A 26,180-nucleotide genomic window follows, 5' to 3' on the forward strand; every position below is an offset into this window, starting at 1 on the left:
TAAGAGGTAGTGAATGACGGGTATCGCTGTTACAAGCGATCCTACCTTTATATTATAGAACATTCCTGAGTTATTTCAAGGCTGTTTATCTATTTTCTAAGAATTAGAATATAAAAATACTATGTTGGAATAAACTAATTATCATTTTTCATTAATTTACATCATGGGATCAGAAAATCTGTACTGTAACCTTACTTTTTTCAATTTTTGGCGGGGCTTTTTCCATTTTTCCGCAATATTAGAAATGTAGGATTTCTTGTTTACAGCGGCTGCCCGTCCGGATGGATCATTGTTTGATTCATTGTTTTTCAAGCTCGATTTTCTGAGCTTAGGAAAGGAGGGGCTTTTTATGAAGCAATTCATAAAACTTTTGAGCTCTATTTCTCTTTCTGAATTCATCCTGATCGTCCAAACAGCGATCCTGTTTCTTGAATACAGACTGAAAATTATAGATCGAAAAAGAAAAAACGCCGTCAATTCTCGCAAAGATAACCGGCGTTTATCTGTCCACCACTTCCCTCGTAAGAGGTAGTGAATGACGGGTATCGCTGTTGCAAGCGACCCTACGCTTTTATTATAGTCCTTTTCTGAGTTAAGACAAGACTCTTTTATCAATTTTATCTTTATTTTCTCTCCAAAAATAAGAAAACGGAGAGGCGCAGATCCATCTCTTAAACATGTGACAAAAAATCAATTCCAACACGAGAGAATGTCGAAGCATTTTTCTTCCTATAGACCTAAAGCATGATATAATCAGATTATCTATGAACTGAGAAAGAGAGGATCCTATTGATGATTGATGCCGAAGTGCGCCATGCGATTGAATTAGAGACAGAACGACAGACCCATAACATTGAACTGATCGCTTCAGAAAATTATGTTTCCCGTGATGTATTGGAGGCTGTCGGCTCCATTTTGACCAATAAATATGCTGAAGGATATCCAGGCCGGCGTTATTATGGCGGATGTGTCGATGTGGATAAAATAGAGAACCTGGCGCGTGAGCGCGTGTGCGAGTTGTTTCAGGCGGAACATGCCAACGTTCAGCCGCATTCCGGTTCCCAGGCCAATATGGCAGTCTATATGACAATCCTGCAGCCAGGTGATAAAGTATTAGGCATGGATCTGAACTCTGGAGGACATTTGACCCATGGCCATCAGCTGAATTTCTCTGGCCGGCTCTATGAGTTTCACAGCTATGGTGTCGATCAGGAAACCGAATGCATTAACTATGAGGAAGTGCGCAGGATTGCGATGGAAGTGAAGCCGAAACTGATAGTGGCTGGGGCCAGTGCTTATCCGCGTGAAATTGATTTTAAGAAATTCCGCGAAATTGCGGATGAAGTTGGTGCTTATCTAATGGTGGATATGGCGCATATCGCCGGTTTGGTTGCCGCTGGTCTGCATGGCAGTCCGGTTCCTTACGCACATTTTGTGACTTCAACTACACATAAAACGCTCCGCGGACCGCGCGGCGGCATCATTCTCTGCAAACAGGAATTCGCAAAGGATCTCGACCGTAATGTTTTTCCAGGGATCCAAGGCGGACCGCTGATGCATGTCATCGCAGGAAAGGCGGTGTGCTTTGGTGAAGCGCTGAAGCCGGAATTTAACGATTATGCTCGGCAGATTGTCAAAAACTGTCAGGTTTTCTGTGAAACACTGAAGCAGGAAGGCCTGCGGATTGTGACCGGCGGAACGGATAATCATTTGATTTTGGCAGACGTTAAATCCTCATTTGGCCTTACTGGTAAAAAAGCCGAAGCCCTGTTGGACGAAATCAACATCACCTGCAATAAGAACACCATTCCTTTTGATCAGGAAAAACCCTTTGTGACCAGCGGTATTCGTCTGGGTACAGCAGCGATGACAACGCGCGGATTCAAAGAAGCAGAATTCCGCCAAGTCGCTCGCTGGATGACGATGATTCTGAAAGATCCTGAAAATGAAGCGCTTAAGAACCAGCTGCGACAGGAGGTCATCGCAATGACTTCCCGTTATCCACTAATTCGCGAAGCATAAAAGAGAAAAGTCCTGTCTGATCAGTGCAGTCTGCATTGATCCGGCAGGACTTTATTCTTATAACCAAGACAACAGACTCAGGCTGGAAGGGAATCTGTCGGCAGATTTAACAGGAGATTGACAGTAAAGACATGCTCGTTGGGAGTAATTTTTAAAATTCCATGATATTTTGCGCATAAGGACTGAATGGAAGATAAACCAATGCCCTCCCCTTCCCGCTTCGATGACAGAAAAATATCGTCCTGCTTCCGGATTTGGCCGTTATAGCTGTTGCGGCACTGCAGTACCAATCCATTTTCACCCTGCATCTGGCTTTTTACTTCAATAAACTGCAGTTCTCCTGCTTTTTGACGCAGACAGGCTTCCATGGCATTTTCTAAAATATTGCCTAAGATGACCGTCAGGTCGGTATCCCGGATCATCAAGGCTGACGGCAGGACGATTGACGTGGTGAACGCGATTCCATTTTCTTCAGCCATATCCATGTAATACCGCACAATGGCGCTGAATAACAGATTTTCGCAGACTGGAGTTTTAACCGAGGACTCAAAGGTACTGATAAACTGATTCAGCGACGTTCGCAGTTTATCTGTTTCTCCTTGATCCATGTAGGTTTTTAAGGTTAAAAGATAATGATGCAGATCATGGCGGGTCTGGCGTGTACTGGTGATGCTGGCAGCCAGGCGTTCCGCTTGTTTATCCCGAATCAGCGCCTGATATTCCTGAACCTGCAGCTGCTGCTGGAGCTGCTGCTTTTCTTCACTGAAGTTGATCATGCTCAGCGTCGCATAATAGGAGAGAAAGGTTCCGGCAGTCCACACAATAGCCAACAACAGCGGCCAGGTAATTTCCGTGTTGAGAACCGCCAGCGAAGACGTGAAGCCCAGCCGATAAATTAGATAGAACGCTGCCGGAATCAGCCACAGCATACTCCAGATTTCCGGTGTGTCTTCATGTTCCCATACCGGCAGTACCTGATGAACAAGGAAGTACCAGATCAACGGCACGCTGATCGTGAAAATCACAATCCGGCACAGAGAGATGGAAGCGACGGCTGAAAGTCCGACCAGCCAGGGGGTGAGGTGAGCTTCTAAAATCTCTGAAAACATCAAAACGATATCCGAATAATTTTCTATCAACAAGATCAGAAACAACAGCTTGCGCAGCGAGGTACGCAGAACCCGATAGGCAAGAAAGAGACAGAATACGAGAAAGAAACATGTGAATGAAAACATCCATATAGAATCTAATCCGTAGGTTTCACCTAAAAAACAAACGCTTAGTGTAGTCGCTAAATAAAACACCAACGCATATAAAATGCCGCGGCCAAAAGAACAGCGCAGATGCTTTCGGAACGGGATTAAAATCAAAAACAAATAGGGCGCCAGCCGGGTGCCCAAGCTTAAAAAATAATCCAGAATGGACATGATGCTTACCCCTCGTTCAGGCGCTTAAACGAATAATCGGCATAAGCCTGCCGGATTTCCGCTTTGCGTGTGCGATTGATCGGAATCTGGACCTGGTCTTTCATTAGAAAATAATGATCATCCATCTGCAGGACATAATCCATATTGATCATACAGTTGCGGTAAGGGCTGATAAACTGCTTGTATTTTAAAAGCAGCGGGGAGAATTCCGCAAAGGACATATAGGTTTTAACCATCCGATTTGCCGTGTGAATTTGAATGTAATGATTATAGTAATCTGTATACATGATGTCGCGAACCAAAATCCGTGCCATAATCCGGCCTTCTTTGACGTCGATGTAATGATTGCGGGAACGAATCGATTTTTCACTCAGCCGCATGACATGGTCCAGCTTGTCCTGAGGGATCGGCTTTAAAAGATAATGGAAAGCCTGCACATCGTAACTCTCAACCGCATAATCAGGACTGGATGTTGTGAAAATAATTAATGAATTGATATTGTTCTGGCGCAAGGTCCGGGCCAGTGTCATTCCGTCAATCTCATTCATAAAAATATCGAGGAAAATGATGTCCCAATCCCCGTGTGAAGCTTGCAGAAATTCACTGCCAGAAGGAAAAAGACGGATCTCATAGATCAGGGATTCGCGCAGGCAGAAATTTTGAATTTTTTCAGACAGCAGCTTCCGATCTGCGGCTGAGTCATCGATAACTGCAATTTTCATAATGAGTGCTCCTTTCGATCCGCTTGCAAGCGTAAAGCTCCGGGATAAGGGAATAAATTGTTCGATTTCCTTGATTTTCTTTATTATAGCAGATTTTTGAAACAAATTTAATTTTATAAATAATTTGACTATAAATTATTAAAGAATCACGAATTTTTCATTCAGCAGTGAGAATGGAAGAATAACCGAAATCCTAGAGAAGAACAGTTGCCGCTTGAAGAAAAGAATGACTGCTTCCCAGCCAATGAAATCGAACTTTTTGCCCTAGGCGAAAGTTTTGCCTATTGGTTGAAATAGTTGTGGAAACAAAGGCGGATTGACTGACAGCGGACATTAAACGAAAAACGAAAGAAAAAGATTTTCACTGAGGGGCTGGCCATTCATTTCAAATTTTTTCACTTTGGAAAAAACGAAAAAAATGAATGGATTATGATAAAAAATACAGCGATATTAAGATAAAATTTTTAAGCAATGAAAATGGGAGGAAGATCAAAATTGATGGTGAAGGAATACAGGTGTCTGTCCACCCTTAATAAATAAAAGACTTGGGAAAAGGGGCGATCGAGTGGGAAAGGAGGCCGCGGTTCGTTTCTTGGATTCATTATTTTTAAGCAATAATATCGTTGCGTTTATTCTTACCTATGAAGTCCTAACGGGGAAATCCGACAGGAATCGAAAGCAAAAAAAAGTAAAATTTGTTGTTGACAACGACGGATGATATCGCTTACAATGACGGTGTAATTGGATTGTTATTGTTCAATAAAACAAGCAAAACCAATTTGCAAGAGGACTTTTATGTCTTCTCTGCAAATTGGTTTTTTCTATTTTCCAAGGAGGTATACGATGGAAATCTGTTATAGCCCGCTGGCAGGAAAAGCCGTGAATTTGGATCAGGTTCAGGATGAGATGTTCTCTCAGCGAATGCTGGGGGATGGCATGGCAGTCCAGCCGGAAGCCCGTGAAATTTACAGTCCGGTTGCTGGTGAAATTACGATGGTGTATGAAACGCAGCACGCAATTGGGATTAAAACCGAGGGCGGCAATGAAATTCTGCTGCACATCGGGATTGATACGGTCATGCTTAACGGTACGCCGTTTGACACTCAGGTTCAGGTTGGGGATCACGTTCAGCCCGGAGATCTGCTGACCATTGTGGATTGGAATTATATCAAAGAAAAGGGCTGCGATACGATCGTGCCGATTCTGGCAATCAACCACAAAGTAAAGCTGCTGAAAAGCAAAGGAACGGTAAAACCCGGCGAAGCTTTATTTGAAATCGAAGCGTGAAGCATGCGCTGAAAGCGAGGTGGCTCTGTGATCATCAAACAGATTTACAATAACAATGTCATCCTCTCGGAAAACGAAGTGGGTGATGAGATCATTTTAGTTGGCCGGGGAATAGCTTTCGGGATGTCTCGCGGAAGCAAAGTAGTAGAAGGCCGAATTGAAAAGAAGTTTGAGCTTCAGGATGACGTCGGTCAGAAATTCAAGAAGCTGGCTCAGGAAGTCCCATATAAAACGATTATGGTTTCAGAAGAAATCATTGATTATATCAAGACACAGTCCAATAAGCGGATCAATGATTCCATCTATGTTACGCTGACAGATCACATTGCCAATATGATTGAACGGATCAAAATGGGCATCGTCTTTGATACGACGCTGCTGCTGAATGTCAAGTCGCTGTATAAAGAAGAATACCGGCTCGGCTTAAAAGTGACGGAACTGCTGCGGCAGAAATTGAAGATTCAGATTGACGATGGCGAGGCCAGCTTCATCGCCCTGCACATCATCAACGCCGAACTGGATTCCAACATGCAGCAGATGTATGAAATCACCGCGGTGATCGACGAGATTCTAAATATCGTCCGGGAAGATTTCCAGCTTGAACCGGAAAATGGTCAGTGCGACCGATTCATCACGCATTGCCGCTTCTTTGCTCAGCGGGTGGTGAATAACGAATATCTCAGTACGAAGTCCGATATGAATCTGAGCACCTATCGTGTTTTTGAAAACACCCATCCGCGGGAAACGGCGTGCATCGAGCGAATCGCCGAGCGGATCCAAGAACGTTATCACTACGAAGTCAGCACCGATGAAAAACTGTACATTATGATTCATCTGATCCGGCTGACGGAATAAACGGGTTATTGCCAGATCTGGGAAACGGTCTGTGTAATAAATAAATTTGAAAAATGATTGGCGGCTGAAACGGGCTGCTTCCTACTTCTGACAGGCTCAGCTGGCCTGTCTGCCTAGCCGGCTATAGACGGCAGGCGGAATTCGGAACGAAAAGGGCAGACCGTAAAACCAACGCTAAAAGGGATGAGGAAGCGGACGGCGATCAAAGCGATGACCGTACCGACCAGCGAGGCAGAGAACTGCAAAGATCGCAGGAAAATCGATCCTGATTGTACCGCATGGATCAGTCCGATCATTTTCAAGCTTGAACTTAGCGTTAGATTTGAAAGGAGAAATTACCAATATGGGGAAATATGAAGAGTTATCCAGAAAAGCTCTGGAAAGCTTAGGCGGCGTTGAGAATATCACGCACGTCACACACTGCGCGACTCGGCTGCGGATCAGCTATGCCCGCAAGAGTCTTGTCAATGAAGAAGGTTTAAAAGATCTTCCGGGATCCGCCGGCTTAGTCAACAAAGACAAGCAGGTTCAGCTGATTATCGGCCCGGGCGTCCATGATGCCTATGAGGAATTCCTGGAAATTTCCGGATGGAAAGAAGGCGGCGCTGTCGCGGTGGAAGAAGAGGAAGAAACCGGACCGAAAAACGCCATGTACTATCTGAATAAGTTCGGCAACTTCGTCGCCCCGATCTTCATGCCGGTTGTTCCGGCAATGATTACCGGCGGTATGATCTTAGCGATGAAGAACCTGCTGGTCAACTACTTCGGTATGGGCGTCGACAGCGGCACAGCCCAGCTGATGCTGATGATCTTCGATGCCGGCTTTGCCTTCCTGCCGGTCTATGTCGGCTATACCTTAGCTTCTCAGCTGAAAATGCAGCCGATCATGGGTGCCTTCTTAGGTGCAACCCTGATTGCTCCGCGTTTTGGAACGGGAACGGTAACGGATTTCTTCGGTATCGGCATTCCGCAGGTTTCCTACAGCTCGACCGTCATTCCGATCGTGCTGGGCGTGTTCTTTATGTACTATGTGCAGAAGGTACTGAAAAAGATCATTCCGGAAGCCTTAACGTTCTTCTTAACACCGCTGTTAACGATGATCATCGTCGTTCCGGTAACTTTGATTGTTTTAGGTCCGTTAGGCAACCAGCTGTCCGGCTACATCGCCGCCTTCTGTATCTGGCTGACCAACACCCTCGGCTTTATTGCGCAGCCAATCCTGTCCGCGATCTATCCATACATGGTTATGTTCGGTCTGGATAAAGGTCTGTCCCCAATCGGTATTGAATTGATTGCCAACCTCGGCTACAACTCGGTAACCGGCGTTATGGGCTTTGTTTCCAACATCTGCATCGGCGGCACCGCTCTGGCTGTGGCGACGACGATCAAGGACAACAAGGCACAGAAGGGCATGATCGCTTCCTTCGGTGTTACCGCGTTGTGCGGCGTTACCGAACCGGCCTTCTACGGCGCGCTGCTGTCCCGTCCGAAGGCGTTGATCGGTACGGCAATCGGAGCCCTTTCGGCAGGTTTGGTCGCGGGCATCTTCGGATTGAGAACCTTTGTTCAGGGCGGCTGTCCAGGCTATCTGACACTGTTGTTCTTCGTTGATCAAAACGGCGGATTATACTATGTCTTCATCGCTATTTTGGTCGCCGCGATTGCAACGATTGTTTCCTTCGTCGCTACGAAGATTATTCTCAGCCGCGACGCGAAAAAGGCAGTTCACTAACATTTAGTCATTTGATTTCTGCCGGAATGCATCATTCCGGCAGAAATTCTATAAGCCTGTTTCAAGAAATGCGGGATCAGAATCAGAACTGTTTCCATGTTGCTGTTTCAAAACAGGGGGATTTAAAGCGATTTTGTTTTACGGGATTGAAGAAAAGGAAAGGATTAAGGGGCAGCCCTTAAAGGTGAGTTATGAAAATATTAATTGGACAGTTTATTAATGAAGCCAATGCCAACATTCCAGTGAAGGATGAAATCACGACCTTCGATATTGCTTTCGGTGATGAGCTGATTGAAAAGATGCAGGTCGGAGATCTCTTTGAAAACGCCGGAATTGAAATCATTCCGTCCGTCTATGCCGTTTCCGGAGCTTCCGGGGTGATCAAACGCCACACGTTTGATTATATCGAGGCTTGTTTCGTCAATGCCGTAAAGGAACATCTGCATGAAATCGACGGAATTTACCTGATGCTTCACGGCGCCAGTGAAGTCGAGGACTTAGGCTCCGGGGATCATCATATTTTAAAGACAATCCGCGAACTAGTTGGACCGTATATTCCGATCACGGTCGCCTGCGATCCGCATGGCAACCTGTGTGAAGAATATGTGCATGCGACAACCGCAATCCGCAGCTACCGGGAATCACCGCATACAGATTCCCGTGATACTTGGCGGAAAATGGCGCAGATGGCGATTGATTTAGTCAAGAACCGGCAGAATATTCATTCTGTCTACCGCAAGCTGCCGATGATTTTAGGCGGGGAACAGAGCGTCTCCGCGGATGAGCCGGTACGGTCGATCAATGCGTATATGAACGAACTGGAAAAAGATCCGAGAATCCTGAGCTGTTCGTGGCATGTCGGCTATATCCGGCACGACTGCGATGTCGCAGGCTGCGGCATTGTCGTAGTTCCGGCAACCGAAGCCGATCAGCAATATGCCGAAACAATCGCCGATCAGCTGGCGGCGTATGTCTGGGACAAGCGGCATGAGTTCCATTATACCGGCACGACAGCCAAGCCGGAGGCGGCGCTGCAGATGGCGCTGGAGTTTGACGGCAGGCCGTTTGTAATCACAGATTCCGGCGACAACACCACCTCCGGGGCTACCGGCTGGAATACCTTTATTCTGCGGCAGGTATTAGCCGAGAAGAATTTGAATAAATCGATTCTGTTCGCTTCGATCTGCGATCCGAAGACCGTCGATCAGCTGGAAACCACAGCGATCGGGGAAACAGCTCAGATCGAATTGGGAATGGGTTATGATGCAATGTCGGAAAAGGTTGCGCTGAAGGTGAGCGTGAAGGCCAAAGGCGAAATTGTCCGGCCGATCGGCATCGGCAGCGAGGATATCGTCAAAACCTTCGGCAAATGCGTGCTGGTGCATGTCGAAGGGACAACGATCGACATCATCATCGCCAATCACCGCCAGTCTTATGCCCATGCCATTCAGTTTGAAAAGGCGGGAGCGGACTGGATGAATTACGATATCACCGTCGTTAAACAAGGCTACATCTTCCCGTATCTCAAAGAACAGGCGAAGGGCTATGTGATGTCTTTAACCGACGGCGCGACGCCGCAGGATACGGCTTCGATTCCATTTAAACGAATTATGCGTCCGATGTTTCCTGTCGACCAGATATAAACAAAAGTGCAGCGGTGAATTTCACCGCTGCCCAACCTCCCTTTTAAATTTCGGGTTCCCGGCGGTTTAACCGCCGATGAATCTTTTCGTAAGTGGACAGCTTGCGGTCTAACAGCGTTTGGTAGTTGAGCCGGAAATAGATCGAATACAGCGTATCCAGAATGTAAAGCAGAGTCAGCCGAGTGGAGAAGGAAGAAATCTTCTGATAGTGATTTTCATACGACGACATGAAGATGCGGTATTTCGCAAAGCGGGTTAGCGGATTTTTCTGCGTTGAGGTAATCAGCACGATCGGCGATTGATTATCGCTTAAAATCTGACAGACCGTGTTCATCGAACCGCCCCGTCCGCCAAAGGAAATCACGATGGACAGATGTGTGGCGTCGGCATTGCCGGCCGAGAGCTTCTGCATGTATTCCGCTTCCGGAACATGGACGCTGACGTTGATTTCCTGCATCTGAAACGCAAAGTTCTGGGCAAAAAAGAGATTGCCGGCTGAGGCGTAAACGTCGATATGAGCGGCCTTCTGCATCAGCTGCGACACCTCGACTAAAACCTGTTGATCGGAAAGCTTCAGCGTATCGTCAATCGTCTGGGCATACACGTCCTTTAAGTGCTGCTGGATTTCGTTGACCGTATCGGTCGGTGAGATCGGAAAGTCAAAGCTTTCCACCGCTGTTTCCGTTTCGGTATGCAGCGCATCCTGCAGCTGCAGCTTCAGATCGTTAACGCCGCTTAAGCCCAGCTTGTTGATCAGGCGGTAAAGCGTTGGCACGGAAACGTAGGTCAGCGAGGCAATTTCTTTCGGCTTGGCGGCAAGGAAGCGTTCCGGATCGTTTAAAATCGTTTCGATCAGAATTCGCTCGTTGGGCGTCACATTTTCAAGGTTTTCCAGTTTTTTAAGAATATTCACAGCACATCTTCCTTTTCTGTTAATTCCACTATATCACATTTTAATCAGAAAGACGGAAGAAAAAAAGCTGCGAAAAAGAGAAGGAGAAAGAATTTATGGGTAAAGGAAATGTTGTTTTAAAACAGGTTAAAGCGCCGCAGAAGGACTGTACCGGGATCCCGGTAGCCTTGAGCGATGCCACGATTCAGCAGCGTAAAGATAAAGTCCTGAAAAAGATGCAGGAACGCGGTCTGGATCAGCTGGTGATCTATGGCGATGTTGAGCACGGCGGCAACTTTGAATATCTGGTCGGCTACTTCACACGCTTTGAAGAAGCGCTGCTGGTGCTGAACGCGGATGGCAAAGCCACATTGGTGCTGGGCAATGAAAATCTGAACAAAGCATCCAAGTCACGAATTGAAGCAGCGGCAGTGCATGTGAGCTTGTTCTCGCTGCCCAATCAGCCCAACCGCAGCGATAAAACATTGAAGCAGCTGTTAGAGGAAGCGGGAATTGCGGCGGGAAAACGCACCGGCTTAGTCGGCTGGAAAATGTTTACGAGCAGTCTGGAGGACAACAAAAAAATCTATGATGTTCCTTCATACGTCGTCGATGCAGTCAAGGCGATTGTCGGCGAAGATCAGCTGAGCAATGAAACCGACCTGTTCATCGGTGAACAGGGCGTGCGCACGACCAACAATGCCAATGAGATCGCACATTATGAATATGCCGCGGCCTTGGCTTCCGACTGTGTGCTGGATGCGATGGACAAGCTGGAGATCGGCGTCAGCGAACTGGAGCTGGGCGATGCGCTGGTGCGAAACGGGCAGCATACCAGCATCGTTACGATTGCGGCCAGTGGTCCGCGGTTTGTCCAGGCCAACATGTTTCCAACCGCCAACACCGTCAAGCTCGGCGATCCGATCGCTTTGACCGTCGGTTACCGCGGCGGCTCCAGCAGCCGTTCCGGTCTGGCAATTCAGGAAGCGGCGCAGCTGCCGGAAGCGACGCAGGATTATCTTGACCGTGTCGCGGGGCCGTACTTTAGAGCATACTGCGCTTGGCTGCAGGCGATTCACATTGGGCAGTGCGGCGGCGCGCTGTTTGATACGATTGAAGCCGTTCTGCCACGGACCCAATACGGCTGGTCACTATGTCCGGGGCATCTGAGTGCTGAGGAGGAATGGATGTCCTCACCGGTGTATGAAGGCAGTCAGGAAAAACTGGAAAGCGGAATGCTCTTTCAGATCGACATCATTCCGTCGGTGGCCGGCTATCCCGGCACAAGCGCGGAAAGCACGGTTGTGCTGGCTGATGAACCGCTGAAACAGGAAATCAAAAAACAATATCCGGATATGTGGGAACGAATGCAGCAGCGCCGGGCTTATCTGAAATCCGAGCTGGGCATCGAGGTGTCCGAGGATGTTTTGCCGATGTGCAGTACCGTGGCTTATCTTCGCCCGTTCTTATTAAATAAGGATAGTGCTTTTGTTTTAAAGCCGGGTACGGAGCAGCAATGAAGAAGATTTTGATCGGAGCGCTGCTGGCGGAATCCAACGCCTATGTGCAGAAAGATTGTGAAATTCAGGACTTTACGATTTTGACCGGTCCGGCCATGGCGGACAAACTGGCGATTCGCGAGCTGGCTGAGGCGCATGACGTTCAGCTGATCCCCTCGCTGCATGCCAGCTGCATGGCAGCCGGCTGCGTGGATGAGGACACGTTTGACTATTTACAGAAAAAATTCATCCAAGCTGTAAAGGCTCATCAGGAAGAGCTGGATGGGATCTATCTGTTTCTGCATGGCGCCAGTCATGTGCGGAATTTGCCGGGCGGCTCCGGCGATCATTTCCTGCTTCACGCGATCCGCAAAATTGTCGGACCGTATCTGCCGATTGCGGTTCTATGCGATCCGCACGGCAATCTGGCGCAGGAGTATGTCGATGAATGCACGGTGCTGCGTACCTTCCGCCATTCCCCGCATTCAGATCGGGACCAAGCCAGTCAGATTGTCTTTCAGTGCCTTTTAAATGTATTACAGGATCGGCGTCCGATTCATCCGGTTTATCGGAAGGTTCCGATTCTCTTAGGCGGGGAACGCTGTGTTTCGGCGGATGAACCGTTGTGCTCGATCAATCAGAAGCTTGATCAGATTGAAGTGGATCCGAGGATTCTGTGCTGTTCCTATCATATCGGCTATCTGCGCCATGACAGCGAGCACTGCGGGGCGGGGATAGTCGTCGTGCCGAATCAGCCGGAAGATGAAGCCTATGCTGAACAAAAAGCCGAAGAAATTTATGATTATGTCTGGCAGCGCCATACTGAGTTTCATTTTACCGGCAACGCGTCGGAACCCGATGCGGCGTTGGCGGCGATGCTTGAGTTTGACGGGCGGCCATGTTTCCTTTCTGATTCCGGGGATAATGTCACCGCCGGCGCACCAGGCGTGAACACGACGATGCTTAAACAAGTGCTTGCGCTTTCCGATTTTCACAACAAGCAGATCCTGTTTGCGGCTATCTGCGATTCTGAGCTTTGTGCTAAAACGTTGATTCATGTTCAGGCCGGCGAGAAGGTGGATGTCGAAATCGGTGCGCAGCTGGATTCCAATTCAGCGCCCGTCAGAATCCGCGGAACGGTCGCGGCTGTCGGGAATCTGCATCGGCGGTATGGCGATGAAGCGGTCGCCGGCAGTGCCTGGACGGTCAAGCTGGAAGATCTGCCGGTCAGCGTAGTGATTGCCAGCGCTCCGGTTTCCTTTTCCGAACGGCTTCAATATGAAAAAGCTCATGTGGATTTAGACACCTATGATCTGATCATCGTCAAACAGGGCTATCTGTATCCGGAGCTGAAAGCAATGGCGGCAAACTATGTCATGGCCTTGACCGACGGAGCCTGCATGCAGCGGACTGAAAAGCTGATATACAAAAAGGTCAGCCGTCCGATCTACCCGCTGGATGCGATCTGAGATCAGGATCAGAATGAAGAGAGCTGCGCCACGATGTGCGCACAAGGAGGAGTATATGAAAATATTAATTGGCGGCTTAGTCGCTGAATCCAACGCTTATGTCGCAAAACCCTGTGAAATTCAGGATTTCGTCATTCAGACGGGAGAGGATATCGCCCATCGCATGTATCTGGATGAACTGCAGGATGAACTGCAGGCCAATCAAATTGAACTGATTCCGGCAATTTTCGCCTATGGCGCCGGGGCTGGCCGGGTTGCCTACGATACCTTTGATTATATTCTCAAGCAGTTTCTGCGCAAGGTCAAAGCCCATCAGCACGAACTGGACGGCATGTTTTTCTTCCTGCATGGGGCAAGCAACGTCATCGACCTGGAAGGCGGATCCGGTGATCACAAGATCATTGAGGAAATCCGCAAAATCGTTGGCCCGTACATGCCGATTGCGGTCGTCTGCGATCCGCACGGCAATGTCGATCAGGAATATGCTGACCGACTCAATGTGCTGAGAACCTTCCGTCACAGTCCGCATACCGATCGCAGGGAAGCCCATCAATATGTTTTCCGCTGCCTAGTCGATCTGCTTCAAAATCGCCGGGAAGTCCATCCGGTTTACCGCAAAGTTCCGATTCTCTTAGGTGGGGAACGGTGTGTCTCAACCGATGAACCGCTGGTTTCGATCAACAAGCTGCTCGATCAAATTGAAGCTGATCCGCGGATTTTAAGCTGTTCCTATCACATCGGCTATCTGCGTCATGACAGCGCCAAGTGCGGCGCGGCGGTTGTCGTTGTGCCGAATCAGCCGGAAGATGCAGCGTATGCGCAAAGCAAAGCGGATGAGATCTATGACTTTGTCTGGGCGCGGCATAAGGAGTTCCATTTCACCGGCTATGCCGATGAGCCGGAAGCGGCTTGGGAAGCGATGCTGAAGCACGAAGGTCGGCCTTGCTTTTTGACGGATTCCGGGGATAACGTTACCGCCGGCGCGCCGGGCGGCAATACCGTCGTACTGCGGCAGGTTCTGGCGGAAACCGATTATCATGGCAAATCCATTCTGTTAGCGGGGATCACCGATAAAAAACTGTGTGAACAGGTGTTTGTCCATCAGCATGTCGGCGATCATGTAACCTTTGCGGTTGGACCGGAAATTGATGAGTTGTCGGCGAAGGTCACGGTCAGCGGTACGATTCTTTCCACTGGGGATCTGCACAATCATTATCATGATCCGAAGGTGGTTGGCACATGCTGGACGGTGAAGCTGGATGACTGCCCGGTGACACTGGTGATTCAGAGCTATCCGGTTTCCTTTGCGGAACGGGCTCAGTATGAACAGGCGAATGTGGATCTGGATGGGTATGATCTGATCATCGTCAAACAGGGCTATCTGTACCCAGAATTGAAAGCGATGGCTTCGCATTACGTCATGTCGCTGACCGATGGGGCGTGCATGCAGCGGACAGAACGGCTGAGCTACAAGAAGGTCATTCGTCCGATTTATCCGTTAGACAACATTTAAACGCAGCTTCCTGTTTCCGATTGCGGAGGCAGGAAGCTTTCTGTAAAGGGGGATGGATTCATGAATGCTTTACTGACGTTGGCGGCGGGAATTGTGGGATGGAGAATCGCAGCGCGGCTGAAGCTGCCGGCACCGGCGATGCTAGGCAGTATGATCGCCGTCGGGCTTACGAATATTTTGTTTGATTACGCCGCTTTGCCGCTGGCCGTTAAGGTGTTTGCCCAGGCGATTTCCGGGGCGTTTATCGGCATGCAGATAAACCGTTCGGATTTAGGTCGGCTCAAGTCGCTGATCGTCCCGTTTCTGATTTTGGCAGTTCTGCTGACGGTCAATACGTTTGTTGTCGGGATTGTGATCCGGCAGCTGTGCGGCTGGGACTGGATGACGGCGCTGCTGGCTTGTGTGGCCGGCGGGGTGACGGATATTTCGCTGATCGCGATGGAGATGGGCGCGGACGTCGGAACGGTGGCGATGATGCAGACCTCACGGCTGGTTGGAGTGCTGTTGTTTTTTCCTTACTGGATTCAGTTTCTGACCCGCCATGAACCCGACGCGGAAAAACCGGCGGAGACAGAAATCCCGCAGCCAATGCGGATTACATTTTTGGATCGCCTGATTCACCATCGCAGCGGAAAGATTGCCTTTACCTTATTGCTCAGCCTGGGTTTGGGGATGATCGGCAATGCCAGCGGTCTGCCGGCAGCGTCGATGGTCTTTCCGATGATCGGCGTGGTCGCCTTCAACTGTACGACCTCGGTCTGCGCCGTACCCGTTCAGATTAAGAATGTCGCGCAGCTGTTAGCGGGCTCCTTGGTGGGTGTCAGCATCACCGCGGCCACCTTTGGCAGTCTGTCCTCGACGTTGGTGCCGGTGGGGATTCTGTTAGTGAGCTATTGGGCCGTGAATCTGATCTACAGCCTGTTGTGCAAACATCGGCATCTGCTGGATCTGAAATCCGCGATGTTTGCGTCAGCGCCGGGCGGGGCAACGGACATGTCGTTGATCGCCGCCGATCTGGGAGCGGATCTTTCGCAGATCGCCTTGATTCAGGTGCTGCGGGCGGCATATGTGGTGGCGGTGATGCCGCCGCTGATCCTCGGCTTCATCCGGCTGTGGGGATAAGAATGAGGGAGTAGAAGATGAAACGTTATTTTTATTTAGGTCTGGGTTCACTGGCGATGTGCGTCTTTGGACTGATGTATAACTGGACGGTGTTTTCTCCGGCCGTCAGTGTTCAGCTGAACGTCTCAGCTGCCAGTGTCGCCAATGTTTTCTCGGTCTGTCAGATCTGTTTTTGTGCCGGTGGGGTGCTGAGCGGTTTTATTTATTACCGCGTTCCGTTTCGCGCAAGCATGCTGATCGCCAGTCTGATGATCGGCGTGGGTTTGTTTCTGACCAGCCGGGCGGATCAGGTGGCGATGATCTACGCCTGCTACAGCGTGCTGTTTTCTCTTGGCGCCGGGTTTGCGTATAAAGCGTTATTGACGACGGTCATGACCTGGTTTAACGATAAGCCAGGCTTAGCCAGCGGCGTATTGGTGATGGGAGCGGGACTGACGGCGTTTGTATTCAATGTCCCGACCTCGCTGATCATAGAAAGTCTGGGCTGGCGGACGGCGATGCTTCTGCTGGCACTGATCGCCTTTGTTCTTTCCCTGGTCGTGTCGCTGATCGTGCGCCCGCGCGGCGTCGTCCGCAAAGCGGGAAAGCTGGAGGAAGGGGAGGAAGAAGGTCAGGTATCGACCGGTCAGATGATGAAAAGCACCCGTTTCTATGTGTATTTTATCTGGAGTGTTCTGGTGCTGGCCGGCTGCAGTTCACTGACTGGCACGGCGGTCAGCTGCGGCATCAGCTTCGGCATCAGCGCGACGATGGCGGCCACGCTGTCGATGATCATCTCGCTGTTCAATTCCGTCAGCCGCGTCTTTTACGGCATTATTTATGATAAGATCGGCCGGAAAACAGCGATGGGGATCGCCACGACGCTGTTTATCATCGCGGTCATCATTCTCTACTGTGCCTTTACCCTTGGCAGCACAGCGCTGTTAGCGGTCAGCTTTATTTTTGTCGGCCTCAGCTTCGGCGCGGTGCCGACGATTTCTTCCGCTTACATCCTGACCACCTTCGGCAAGAAGTATTATCCGAGTAATTTCAGCATCCAGGGAACCTATACGCTGTTCAGTCCGTTTTTAGGCACGATGCTGTTCAGCGCCCTGTTTACCGCAACTCAAAGCTACCCGCTTTCCTACAGCTATCTGATCGCGTATGCTTTGATCGCGCTGGGGCTGTTCTTTGGCCTGAACCGATTGTTAAACAACCCGAAAACCACGGCTCATTGACAACAATTTCTCATCCGGACAGGCAGGACAAAAGCCGGTTTGAGAATTTTATTCAAAGCTTTTTGAAGCCCTTAAAAAACACTGAAAAAGCAATATAATGAAGGGCAGAAAGACTCAGTCGAAAAGACTGAAAGGAGGAAAACAATGGACGGAAAAGTCAAAAAAGGTTTCTTATGGGGAACTGCCAGCGCGGCCTATCAATGTGAAGGCGGCTGGAATGAAGGCGGCAAGGGCGAAAGCAACTGGGATCAGTTCTGTCATGGCCCGAAGAACGTCAAAGGCTACACCGGCGATGTCGCCGCGGATTTCTATCATCGCTACAAGGAAGATATCCGGCTGTTAAAGGAAGGCGGACACAATACCCTGCGCTTTTCGATCAGCTGGACGCGGATTCTGCCGGATCAAAGCGGCAAGGTCAATCCGGAAGGCGTTGCCTTTTATAAAGATGTGCTGAAGGAATGCCGTGAAAACGGGATTACGCCGAATGTGACGCTGCTGCACTATGACATCCCAGCCTGGTTAGAAGATCTGGGCGGTTATGCCAATCCGATCTTCTCCGATGAATTTGCCAAATACTGCAAGGTCGTCTTTGAACAGTTCGGCAATGAGATCCCGCTGTATGTGACGATCAATGAATCGACGCACAACGCGTACTGTTCCTATCTGACCGGCAACTATCCGCCGAACATTCATAACGTTCAGACGTTGGTGCAGGTGTGCTACAATCTCGTCGTTGCCAATGCCAAAGCCATTCGGGAGTTCCGCAAGCTCAATCTGACCTCGCAGGTCGGCATCGTACATACAACCAATACTGTTCAGATTTTGAAGGATACTCCGGAATATCGGATTGCCCAACGACGCGGGGATCTGTTTAAAAATAAGTGGGTCACCGATCCGGCCATTCTGGGCAAGTTCCCGGAGGATCTGTTCCCGCTGCTGGAAGAAAGCGGGATTGATCTGTCCTTTGTCAAACCGGAGGATCTCGATATCATCGCCCACAACACGATTGATTTCTTAGGTCAAAACTGCTACACCCGCGCGCTGGTCAAACCGTATGAATCTGGGGAAACCAATTACTATCCGAATAATGTCGGCGCCGGACAGAAAACCATCGAAGGCTATACCGTCAAGGGCTGGTTTCAGACTGACGTGGATCCGAACACGCCGAAAAATGCCTGGAGCCGGGAAATTTATCCAAAGACGGTGTATGACATGTTGATGGGCATCAAGAAGGATTATGGCGATATTCCAGTCTACATTACGGAAAACGGTCATGCCTTATATGAAGAACCGGATGAAAACGGAGAAGTCAACGACGACGAACGAATCGAATTTTTGAAGTCCTATCTGGAATGGCTGATCAAAGCACAGAACGAAGGCTGCAACGTGAAGGGCTATTACGCCTGGTCAACAACCGACTGTTATTCCTGGATCAACGGTTATCAGAAGCGCTATGGTCTGATCTACATTGATTATGATCATGATCTGAAACGGATTCCGAAGAAGAGTTACTACTGGTACCGGGATTTCATCAAGGAACATACGGAGGACTAACGATGACCGAGCAGTTTTTATGGGGTTCGGCAACCGCCGCTTATCAATGCGAAGGGGCCTGGAACGAGGATGGCAAAGGCGCCAGCATCTGGGATGAATTCTGCCACAGCGACAAGAATACAACCGGCATCACCGGCGATGTTTCCTGTGATTTCTATCATCATGTCGAGGAAGACATCCGCATGCTGGCGGAAGGCGGACAGAACACATTCCGTTTCTCGATCAGCTGGTCGCGGATCGTGCCGAAGGCGGATCGGGTTGTCAATGAAAAAGGCCTGGCTTTTTATGACCGGGTGTTGGATGCCTGTGAGAAATACCATGTCGTTCCCAACGTGACCTTAGTCCATTATGATCTGCCGGACTACATCGGTGCTCAGGGCGGCTGGTGTTATCCAGGCGTCGCAGACGAATTTGCCTATTACGCGGCGGTGGTTTTCCGCCATTATGGGGATCGGATTCCGCTGTACGTCACGATTAATGAACCGAATCACAATGCCTACTGCAACTATTGCGTCGGCAACTATCCGCCGAATGAGACCAATCTGCAGCACTATTGTCAATGTGCTTACAACATGGCGGTCTGCACGGCCAAAGCGATCCGCGAGTTCCGCAAACTGGGACTGAAAGCGCAGATCGGCGTCGTGCAGGGCTGCGGCCCGGCGACGGCGCTCTTGGACACGCCGGACTATCAGGAAGCTGTCAAATACTGCAATTACTTCTGCAACGACTGGATTCTGGATCCGGCGATCAAGGGTGAATATGATCCGCAGCTGATCGCGGCTGTTCAATCCCGCGGCATTGACCTCAGTTTTGTCAAAGAAGAAGACCTGGCTGTGATGAAGGACAATACGATCGACTTTCTCGGCCAGAACATCTACAGCCGCATGCTGGTGAAGCCGAATACTTCGGGGATAACCGCCTTTACTGTCAACAATGCCGGCAACAACGATGGATCTGCCCAGGCCGCGCGGGAAACCCGGGCCATCGCCGGCTGGTTTGAATCGGACCGCGATCCCAACACCAAGCTGAATCACTGGGGACGGGAAATCTTTCCGGAATGTGCGTACAACACGCTGATGGAACGCAAGCGGCGCTATGGGGATATCCCGATTTACGTCACCGAAAACGGACATGGCTGTTATGATGTCGCCGATGAAAACGGGTTTGTGGAAGATGACGAACGGGTTGAGTTTTTATCCAACTATCTGCACTATATTCTCAAAGCGAAGCAGGATGGCGTGAATGTCAAAGGCTATTACGTCTGGAGTACGATGGATCTGTATTCCTGGATCAATGGCTATAAGAAACGCTATGGTCTGGTACGGGTTGATTATGACGATCCAGCCCGTAAGCGCACGCCGAAAAAGAGCTACTATTGGTATAAGCAGTTCATTCAGGATCATCAGGATCTTTAATTATCAACACAGGCATTCCGACCCTGATCAGCGTTGTTTCTTGCGGTCAGCCGGATGCCTTTTTCCAAAGTGAAAACCAGGGGGAATTGTTATGTTAGATCTTGCGGTCCTGTTTCATGTTGAAATGCAGATCCTGATCTTTTTCGGCCTCGGCGCGCTTTTAAAAAAGCAGAAGATCACTGACGGTCACATCGACGAATTTTTATCCACATTGATTCTGAATCTGATCATGCCGGTGAATATCTTTCTGTCGTTTTACCGCAATGTTTCAGTCGCGATGCTGCAGAAGAGCTTTCTGTTAGTTCTGGCGGGGATCATCGTCGTCGTGCTTGTCCTGGCGCTGTCGCGTCTGCTGCCCAAGTCCATGTCGTTGGAAAAGCGGCGGATTGCGCAGTATTCGATGTTGATTTCCAACGGTTCGCTGATCGGCCTGCCTTTGATCGAAGGCTTGTGTGGCAGCACCGGCGTTGTGTATGCCAACATCTTTATGATACCGACGCGCATTCTGTCCTTTTCTTCGGGTGAAAAATATTTCAATACGGGGTGGAAACCGGCCGGAGCGTTGACCATCGCGAAGAAGTTCTTTTTCAATCCGATCACCCTGGCGATGATCCTGGGATTTCTTTTCAAACTTGCCCAGCTTGGAATACCGGCAGGGATCGACGCGGTATTCAGTTCCTTGTCGGGCTGCATGAGTCCGCTGGCGCTGTTATTGGTCGGCTCAACCTTGCTGGAAAGCGGATCGGAAAAAGAGAATGTTTCAAAGGACATCGTTGAAATCAGTGTGTTCCGCCTGATCATCGCTCCGCTTCTAACCTACTTTGTGTGCGCTGCGCTGCGCCTCAGTACCCCGCAGATCATCGCCGCGGTTCTGGTCAACGCCACGCCGGTGGCTTCCACCGCAACGATCTTCTGCCGCAAATACAACGGCAACATCCGCTATACCAGCCGCTGTGTCTTTTTCTCCACGGTGCTGTCCTTATTTACGTTAGTGCTGGTTTCGGTTACAATGTCCATGGGATAAGGGGGAAATTTTCCATGACGAATAAACTTCAGTTCAAGGTCGATCTGATTCGGGGACCGATCTTTCAGTCGCTGCTTTTATTTGCGATTCCGCTGTTTTTTTCCAATGTGTTCCAGCAATTATACAATACCGTGGATACGATGATCGTCGGACATGTGCTGGGAGATTTGTCGCTGGCGGCGATTGGTTCCTGCGCGGCGATTTATGATCTGTTGATCGGATTTGCACTGGGGATCGGCAACGGACTGGCGATTGTCACTGCCCGCAGTTATGGGGCACAGGATGAGGAGCTGCTGAAAAAGTCGGTTGCAGCTTCGATTGTGATCGGACTGGTCACTTCGCTGGTATTAACCGTAGGAGCGGAGATCATTTTAATGCCGCTGTTAAAAATGCTGGATACCCCGCCGGAGATCCTTGCGGAAGCATTCAGCTATATTTCGATCATCACGCGCTTTACGCTTGTGATGTTTGCGTATAATCTGTGTGCGGGACTGCTGCGGGCGATTGGCAACAGCTTTATGCCGCTGGTCTTTCTGATTCTGTCCTCGTGCTTGAATATCGGACTGGATATCTTCTTCATCGCCCAGCTGAATATGGGCGTCGGAGGTGCGGCGATCGCGACGGTCATCGCACAGGGAATTTCCGTGGTGCTGTGCCTGATTTACATCCTGAAAAAAACGCCGGCCTTGATTCCGCAGTCACGGCATTTCAAGATCGGCCGGGAAATCTATGCGGAGATGGTCGGTCAGGGTCTGTCCATGGGCTTCATGGGCAGCATTGTCGCTGCCGGATCCGTCGTGCTGCAGTATGGCATCAACAATCTGGGAACTCTGATCATTGCCGGACATACCGCTGCCCGCAAGCTGTTTATGTTTTTCAACATGCCGTTTTCAGCGATGGCAATGGCAATTTCAACGTTTGTATCGCAGAACCGCGGGGCCGACCAGCGCGGACGGATTCTAAAGGCAATGCGCTGCGCGGTGATTTATGATTTTGTGATGGCGGCGTTGGTCACGGTGATTCTCGGTTTGTTCGCGAAGGATCTTGTTCAGCTGATTTCCGGATCCCAGGAAGCAGTCGTGCTGAATAACGGCGCGCTGTATCTGCAGGTTGTCGGTCCGTTTTACGCAGTGCTGGGGGTGCTTTTGGAAACGCGGTTTGCCCTGCAGGGCTTAGGCGCGAAAATGATTCCGCTGGTTTCCAGTGTGATCGAGCTGGTAGGCAAGGTCGTGTTTGCCTTCCTGTTCATTCCCAAGTTTGCCTATCTCGCGGTGATTTTCTGCGAGCCGGTGATCTGGTGTCTGATGACGGTGCAGCTGATCTATGCTTTTGTCACTCATCCGTATATTCACTTGCTTGCGCCGAAACTGAAAACATCGTGATGAAGAAAAGAGGACAGAGCGATGAAAGTGTTTGTTTCTGATTTGGACGGTACGCTGTATCCGCCGAATGTAACGGACAGCGGTGAGGAAAACCGCGCGGCGATTCGCCGTTGGCGCGAAGCGGGCAATGTGTTTGCAGTTGCAACGGTGCGGATTCACCAGTCTTATCCCAAGGTCGCAGAGGATCTGGGGTTTGCGGTGGATTATCTGGGCGGCAATGGCGCAGAACTGATTTTCAGTGATCAAACTCGAATCTTGCGTACGATCAAAGCGGAAGTCTTTCTGGAACTTGCGGACTGGCTGAAAGCGCATGACGTCGATGGAACAGTCAAGATGAATTGTCAGGGATGCTGGATCAGCAGCGACAGAAAGCATTATCCGTATGGTTATCCTGAACGAATCCGCAATTCTCTGCGCCAGTCGCTGACTTTGGAAGAGGCGACGATTTTGCCGGATGCGGAAATTGTCAATCTAGGCATCATTCTGCATCCGGATCAGCGCGACGCCGTAAAACAGGCACTGCGTTTAAAACTGGGTTCACAGCTGAATGTCGTCAGCTCGGATCGGGACAATCTGGATGTGATTCGTCCGGATTGTTCCAAAGCGGCGGCGCTGGCTTTATTAGCGGAACGCTGCAAGGTTCCGTTGAGTGAGGTCATCGTGATCGGCGATTCTGAGAATGACGTGGGCATGTTTAACGTCGTAAAGATGAGCTATTGCATGGCTGATGCAGAACCGCAGATTCAGCAGAAGGCCGTCCAGACAGTTCGTTCCGTTGCGGCGGCACTGGAGCTGGAAATGGCCAAGCTGCAGGCGGAGCAGGGATCTTAATCAAGAAAAAAACGGAGAACTCACAACTGAATAAAAAGGCTTGTCTGCAGCAGGACAGGCCTTTTTTGAACGGAATTGAGATGAACTGAGGATAACCCTTTTTGCGTAAGCCTGCTTTTATTCTGCGCAGAAATCAGCCAGTTTCCAATAATGTTTTTCATAATAGAAAGACAAATAAGAGAATTTTTGGATCCGATGAATCAATTTGAGAGAGGAAAAGAAGCGGAGGCTGAGAATTTTATTCGATCTGCGTCCAGGTTCTTTCCAGATCGAGAAAAGATGTTAAAGTAGGATCAGAAAGAAGGAAAGTGATGATGAAACCCATTCAAACTATGGATCTGAATAACTACCGCTTCCTGTCCAAATTAACGATGAATCCTTTTCGTGAAGAAGTCATTGCCTGTGTTCGCTCCCAAATGGAACTGCAGGAAAATCGTTACCGCCATGAACTGATGATAAAAAAAGGAAAGGCGTGGGAAACACGGCTGAAGTTGAAGAAACCTGGGTTAGTCTGCTTTTTGGATGCGGACACCTTACTTTTAACCAGCGCAGAAACAACTTCATTTCAGAGTGATCCCAAGAAAACTCAATTTTTAACCTATTCATTGAAAACCGGCGATCTGACTGAGATCTTTTCTCTTCCGTTTCCGGTATCCTCAGCCCATTATTTAGGCGGCACACAGCTGATCGTCAAAGCTGAGGTGGATGAAAATGTTGGGGAGGATGAAGCGAATTTCCCAACAGGAAACACGTATAAAGAAAACGTTATGGTCTTGGAAGAGCTGCCCTGGTGTGCAAATGGCCGTGGCTTCATCAGCTGTCATCGAAACCAGTTGTTTGTGGCTGACTGGACGACGCAGCAGTATCAGCCGATCACCTCTTCCGGGTTTCAATGCGGCAGTGTGACGGCCTGCCCCGATCATCATCAAGTTTTGTTTACTGGAATGACTTATAAGTATAAAGCGTCTCAGAAAGAAGGTCTTTTCTGTTATGATGCAGTCAAGCAGGAAGTAACTACGTTGATTGAAGAGGGCGTTTTCCGACGGATCAAAGAACCTTGTTTTTTGAAGGACAGCCTTGTGTTTGCGGCTACAAAAGGGGAGCGTTATGGGAAAAATGAAGCGCTGGATTTCTATCTTCTGAATCCAAAGACGAAACAATACCGACTTCTGAAATCACTGGATCATCCTTTGGGAAGCTCAGTTGTATCTGACTGTCGGTTAAACAGCGGCAGTGCAGTTAAGGTTGTCCAAGATCAGCTTTACTTTACGATGACCGTGGGATGGACGACGCCGTTATTTCGTCTGGATTGTGATGGAAAGCTGGAAAGGATCCTGGATTTTGACGGATCCATTGACGATTTTGCTTTTAACAATCAGACGCTGTGGCTGATAGCCCAGCGGGCTAACGCTCTGCAGGCTCTGTATACGGTTGATTTAAAAACAAAGAAGCTAAAAACTGAAAAAGATTGGAATCAGGCGGCACTGCTTGACCGTTATGTTGCCCAACCACAGCCTTTTCCTTTTTCTTCACGCGGCTGCAGAATTGACGGTTGGGTTATGGTTCCGATAAACTATGATCCCCGTCAGCAATATCCGGCGGTACTGCAGATCCATGGCGGCCCGAATCTGGCTTATGGTGAAGTATTCCATCATGAAATGCAGATGTTGGCGAGCGCCGGTTATTTTGTGCTTTTCTGCAATCCCGTTGGATCGGTAGGCCGAACTGATGAATTTGCGGATATCCGCGGTCGTTATGGGGATGAGGATTACGAGAATTTAATGGATTTTACCTCAGCTGTGCTGCAGGCTTTTCCAGCGATTGATTCTCAACGGATCGCGGTCTGCGGCGGCAGTTATGGCGGGTTTATGGTCAACTGGATCATCGGCCATACATCTCGATTTGTCTGTGCCGTCAGTCAGCGATCCATCGCTAACTTTATGACAATTTACGGCCTGAGTGATTTTGGTTATTATTTCGTGCGGGATCAGCTGGCGGCCGAGCCTTTGAGTGAAGCGGGACAAGCTGCGATCCATAAGCAATCGCCGATTCGTTACGTTGGAAATGTGCAGACGCCGACACTGTTTCTGCACAGTGATCAGGACTGGCGGTGTTCGTTGTCGGAAGGACTGCAGATGTTTACAGCTCTGACTGATTTGGGAGTCAAAACGCGAATGGTTTGTTTTCAAGGGGAGAATCATGAATTAAGCCGCAGCGGGAAACCTCAGGCACGGCAGCGGCGTTTATCTGAGATCCAAAGCTGGCTGGATCAGTGGTGTTATAAACAATAAAAAGGTGCCATGATCCCAAAGTTGGCTGAGTGAAGTGCATATTATATAGAAACATTTCTGACTATGGTATTTATATTATTATGGATGATGACACCAATGCCTGAGAATCAGAATATTAAATGGAAAAGCAAGTGGAAAGACGAATACTTAGAATGGATTTGCGGTTATGCCAACGCATAAGGCAGCAAAATTTATTTTGGTTTTGACCATGACGGAAATATCATCGATCTGTCCAATGACCACAAGCAGTAGCTGTATCAATCCGGTGTACCTATTCAAATCA

At 49.3% G+C, this 26,180-nt stretch carries 19 protein-coding genes; 16 read left to right on the forward strand and 3 right to left on the reverse strand.

Features of this window, described 5'->3' with window-relative positions:
* Positions 1-792 precede the first annotated feature (792 nt).
* Positions 793-2,022, forward strand: coding sequence for a serine hydroxymethyltransferase (gene glyA, locus MCG46_RS02785; protein ID WP_240277470.1), 1,230 nt, complete (start codon positions 793-795; stop codon positions 2,020-2,022).
* 77 nt (positions 2,023-2,099) lie between these two features.
* On the opposite strand, the gene MCG46_RS02790 is transcribed toward glyA, so the two are convergent.
* Together MCG46_RS02790 and MCG46_RS02795 are read right to left on the reverse strand one after the other, a co-directional pair.
* Positions 2,100-3,449: an ATP-binding protein gene (locus MCG46_RS02790; protein ID WP_020225102.1), complete on the reverse strand. Its 1,350-nt coding sequence runs from the start codon at positions 3,447-3,449 to the stop codon at positions 2,100-2,102.
* 5 nt (positions 3,450-3,454) lie between these two features.
* Positions 3,455-4,171, reverse strand: a complete 717-nt coding sequence (locus MCG46_RS02795; protein ID WP_020225101.1) for a LytR/AlgR family response regulator transcription factor — start codon at positions 4,169-4,171, stop codon at positions 3,455-3,457.
* A gap of 843 nt (positions 4,172-5,014) precedes the next feature.
* Between MCG46_RS02795 and MCG46_RS02800 the strand changes: the two genes are divergently transcribed.
* The 4 genes from MCG46_RS02800 (at position 5,015) to MCG46_RS02815 (ending at position 9,688) form a co-directional block, all read left to right on the forward strand.
* On the forward strand, positions 5,015-5,458 hold the full coding sequence (locus MCG46_RS02800) for a PTS sugar transporter subunit IIA (protein ID WP_020225099.1): 444 nt from the start codon (positions 5,015-5,017) through the stop codon (positions 5,456-5,458).
* Between the two features lie 27 nt (positions 5,459-5,485).
* Positions 5,486-6,313 (forward strand): PRD domain-containing protein, encoded by an 828-nt coding sequence (locus MCG46_RS19545; RefSeq protein ID WP_240277471.1) that lies wholly within the window; start codon positions 5,486-5,488, stop codon positions 6,311-6,313.
* Positions 6,314-6,656: 343 nt separating this feature from the next.
* Positions 6,657-8,045, forward strand: a complete 1,389-nt coding sequence (locus tag MCG46_RS02810) for a PTS transporter subunit EIIC (RefSeq protein WP_240277472.1) — start codon at positions 6,657-6,659, stop codon at positions 8,043-8,045.
* A 191-nt stretch (positions 8,046-8,236) separates the two neighbouring features.
* Positions 8,237-9,688: a M81 family metallopeptidase gene (locus MCG46_RS02815; RefSeq protein WP_240277473.1), complete on the forward strand. Its 1,452-nt coding sequence runs from the start codon at positions 8,237-8,239 to the stop codon at positions 9,686-9,688.
* 43 nt (positions 9,689-9,731) lie between these two features.
* Here MCG46_RS02815 and MCG46_RS19550 read toward each other — a convergent pair whose 3' ends face one another.
* Positions 9,732-10,601 (reverse strand): MurR/RpiR family transcriptional regulator, encoded by an 870-nt coding sequence (locus tag MCG46_RS19550; protein WP_020225095.1) that lies wholly within the window; start codon positions 10,599-10,601, stop codon positions 9,732-9,734.
* Positions 10,602-10,696: 95 nt separating this feature from the next.
* Between MCG46_RS19550 and MCG46_RS02825 the strand changes: the two genes are divergently transcribed.
* The 11 genes from MCG46_RS02825 to MCG46_RS02875 all read left to right on the forward strand — a co-directional run bounded on the left by MCG46_RS02825 (position 10,697) and on the right by MCG46_RS02875 (position 25,897).
* Entirely contained in the window at positions 10,697-12,100 is a 1,404-nt protein-coding gene (locus tag MCG46_RS02825; protein ID WP_240277474.1) for an aminopeptidase P family N-terminal domain-containing protein, read from the forward strand.
* Positions 12,097-13,548, forward strand: a complete 1,452-nt coding sequence (locus MCG46_RS02830; protein ID WP_240277475.1) for a M81 family metallopeptidase — start codon at positions 12,097-12,099, stop codon at positions 13,546-13,548. The genes MCG46_RS02825 and MCG46_RS02830 overlap by 4 nt, the downstream gene beginning before the upstream one ends.
* 55 nt (positions 13,549-13,603) lie before the next feature.
* Positions 13,604-15,061, forward strand: coding sequence for a M81 family metallopeptidase (locus tag MCG46_RS02835; protein ID WP_240277477.1), 1,458 nt, complete (start codon positions 13,604-13,606; stop codon positions 15,059-15,061).
* Between the two features lie 60 nt (positions 15,062-15,121).
* The gene (locus MCG46_RS02840; protein WP_240277482.1) at positions 15,122-16,183 is read left to right on the forward strand and encodes an AbrB family transcriptional regulator; all 1,062 of its coding nucleotides are present in this window, start codon (positions 15,122-15,124) and stop codon (positions 16,181-16,183) included.
* 17 nt (positions 16,184-16,200) lie between these two features.
* Entirely contained in the window at positions 16,201-17,400 is a 1,200-nt protein-coding gene (locus tag MCG46_RS02845) for an MFS transporter (RefSeq protein WP_240277484.1), read from the forward strand.
* A 144-nt stretch (positions 17,401-17,544) separates the two neighbouring features.
* On the forward strand, positions 17,545-18,954 hold the full coding sequence (locus tag MCG46_RS02850) for a glycoside hydrolase family 1 protein (protein WP_020225089.1): 1,410 nt from the start codon (positions 17,545-17,547) through the stop codon (positions 18,952-18,954).
* Positions 18,955-18,956: 2 nt separating this feature from the next.
* The gene (locus MCG46_RS02855) at positions 18,957-20,369 is read left to right on the forward strand and encodes a glycoside hydrolase family 1 protein (protein ID WP_240277486.1); all 1,413 of its coding nucleotides are present in this window, start codon (positions 18,957-18,959) and stop codon (positions 20,367-20,369) included.
* Positions 20,370-20,460: 91 nt separating this feature from the next.
* Positions 20,461-21,393: an AEC family transporter gene (locus MCG46_RS02860; RefSeq protein ID WP_240277488.1), complete on the forward strand. Its 933-nt coding sequence runs from the start codon at positions 20,461-20,463 to the stop codon at positions 21,391-21,393.
* A 14-nt stretch (positions 21,394-21,407) separates the two neighbouring features.
* Positions 21,408-22,775 carry an MATE family efflux transporter gene (locus MCG46_RS02865; protein WP_240277489.1) on the forward strand — a complete coding sequence of 456 codons (1,368 nt, stop codon included), beginning with the start codon at positions 21,408-21,410 and terminating at the stop codon, positions 22,773-22,775.
* A 21-nt stretch (positions 22,776-22,796) separates the two neighbouring features.
* Positions 22,797-23,606 carry an HAD-IIB family hydrolase gene (locus tag MCG46_RS02870; protein WP_240277490.1) on the forward strand — a complete coding sequence of 270 codons (810 nt, stop codon included), beginning with the start codon at positions 22,797-22,799 and terminating at the stop codon, positions 23,604-23,606.
* 311 nt (positions 23,607-23,917) lie between these two features.
* A complete protein-coding gene (locus tag MCG46_RS02875) occupies positions 23,918-25,897 on the forward strand; it encodes an alpha/beta hydrolase family protein (protein ID WP_240277491.1) in 1,980 nt (659 codons plus the stop codon).
* Positions 25,898-26,180: the final 283 nt, after the last annotated feature.

Origin of the sequence: Holdemania massiliensis (genome assembly GCF_022440805.1) — a bacterium.
Classification (GTDB): domain Bacteria; phylum Bacillota_I; class Bacilli_A; order Erysipelotrichales; family Erysipelotrichaceae; genus Holdemania; species Holdemania massiliensis_A.

What these genes read in the sequence shown, in the direction of transcription:
- glyA (WP_240277470.1), top strand. Translation starts at nt 793, where the DNA reads ATGATTGATGCCGAAGTGCGCCATGCGATTGAATTAGAGACAGAACGA.
- MCG46_RS02790 (WP_020225102.1), bottom strand. Translation starts at nt 3,449, where the DNA reads ATGTCCATTCTGGATTATTTTTTAAGCTTGGGCACCCGGCTGGCGCCC.
- MCG46_RS02795 (WP_020225101.1), bottom strand. Translation starts at nt 4,171, where the DNA reads ATGAAAATTGCAGTTATCGATGACTCAGCCGCAGATCGGAAGCTGCTG.
- MCG46_RS02800 (WP_020225099.1), top strand. Translation starts at nt 5,015, where the DNA reads ATGGAAATCTGTTATAGCCCGCTGGCAGGAAAAGCCGTGAATTTGGAT.
- MCG46_RS02810 (WP_240277472.1), top strand. Translation starts at nt 6,657, where the DNA reads ATGGGGAAATATGAAGAGTTATCCAGAAAAGCTCTGGAAAGCTTAGGC.
- MCG46_RS02815 (WP_240277473.1), top strand. Translation starts at nt 8,237, where the DNA reads ATGAAAATATTAATTGGACAGTTTATTAATGAAGCCAATGCCAACATT.
- MCG46_RS02825 (WP_240277474.1), top strand. Translation starts at nt 10,697, where the DNA reads ATGGGTAAAGGAAATGTTGTTTTAAAACAGGTTAAAGCGCCGCAGAAG.
- MCG46_RS02830 (WP_240277475.1), top strand. Translation starts at nt 12,097, where the DNA reads ATGAAGAAGATTTTGATCGGAGCGCTGCTGGCGGAATCCAACGCCTAT.
- MCG46_RS02835 (WP_240277477.1), top strand. Translation starts at nt 13,604, where the DNA reads ATGAAAATATTAATTGGCGGCTTAGTCGCTGAATCCAACGCTTATGTC.
- MCG46_RS02840 (WP_240277482.1), top strand. Translation starts at nt 15,122, where the DNA reads ATGAATGCTTTACTGACGTTGGCGGCGGGAATTGTGGGATGGAGAATC.
- MCG46_RS02845 (WP_240277484.1), top strand. Translation starts at nt 16,201, where the DNA reads ATGAAACGTTATTTTTATTTAGGTCTGGGTTCACTGGCGATGTGCGTC.
- MCG46_RS02850 (WP_020225089.1), top strand. Translation starts at nt 17,545, where the DNA reads ATGGACGGAAAAGTCAAAAAAGGTTTCTTATGGGGAACTGCCAGCGCG.
- MCG46_RS02855 (WP_240277486.1), top strand. Translation starts at nt 18,957, where the DNA reads ATGACCGAGCAGTTTTTATGGGGTTCGGCAACCGCCGCTTATCAATGC.
- MCG46_RS02860 (WP_240277488.1), top strand. Translation starts at nt 20,461, where the DNA reads ATGTTAGATCTTGCGGTCCTGTTTCATGTTGAAATGCAGATCCTGATC.
- MCG46_RS02865 (WP_240277489.1), top strand. Translation starts at nt 21,408, where the DNA reads ATGACGAATAAACTTCAGTTCAAGGTCGATCTGATTCGGGGACCGATC.
- MCG46_RS02870 (WP_240277490.1), top strand. Translation starts at nt 22,797, where the DNA reads ATGAAAGTGTTTGTTTCTGATTTGGACGGTACGCTGTATCCGCCGAAT.
- MCG46_RS02875 (WP_240277491.1), top strand. Translation starts at nt 23,918, where the DNA reads ATGATGAAACCCATTCAAACTATGGATCTGAATAACTACCGCTTCCTG.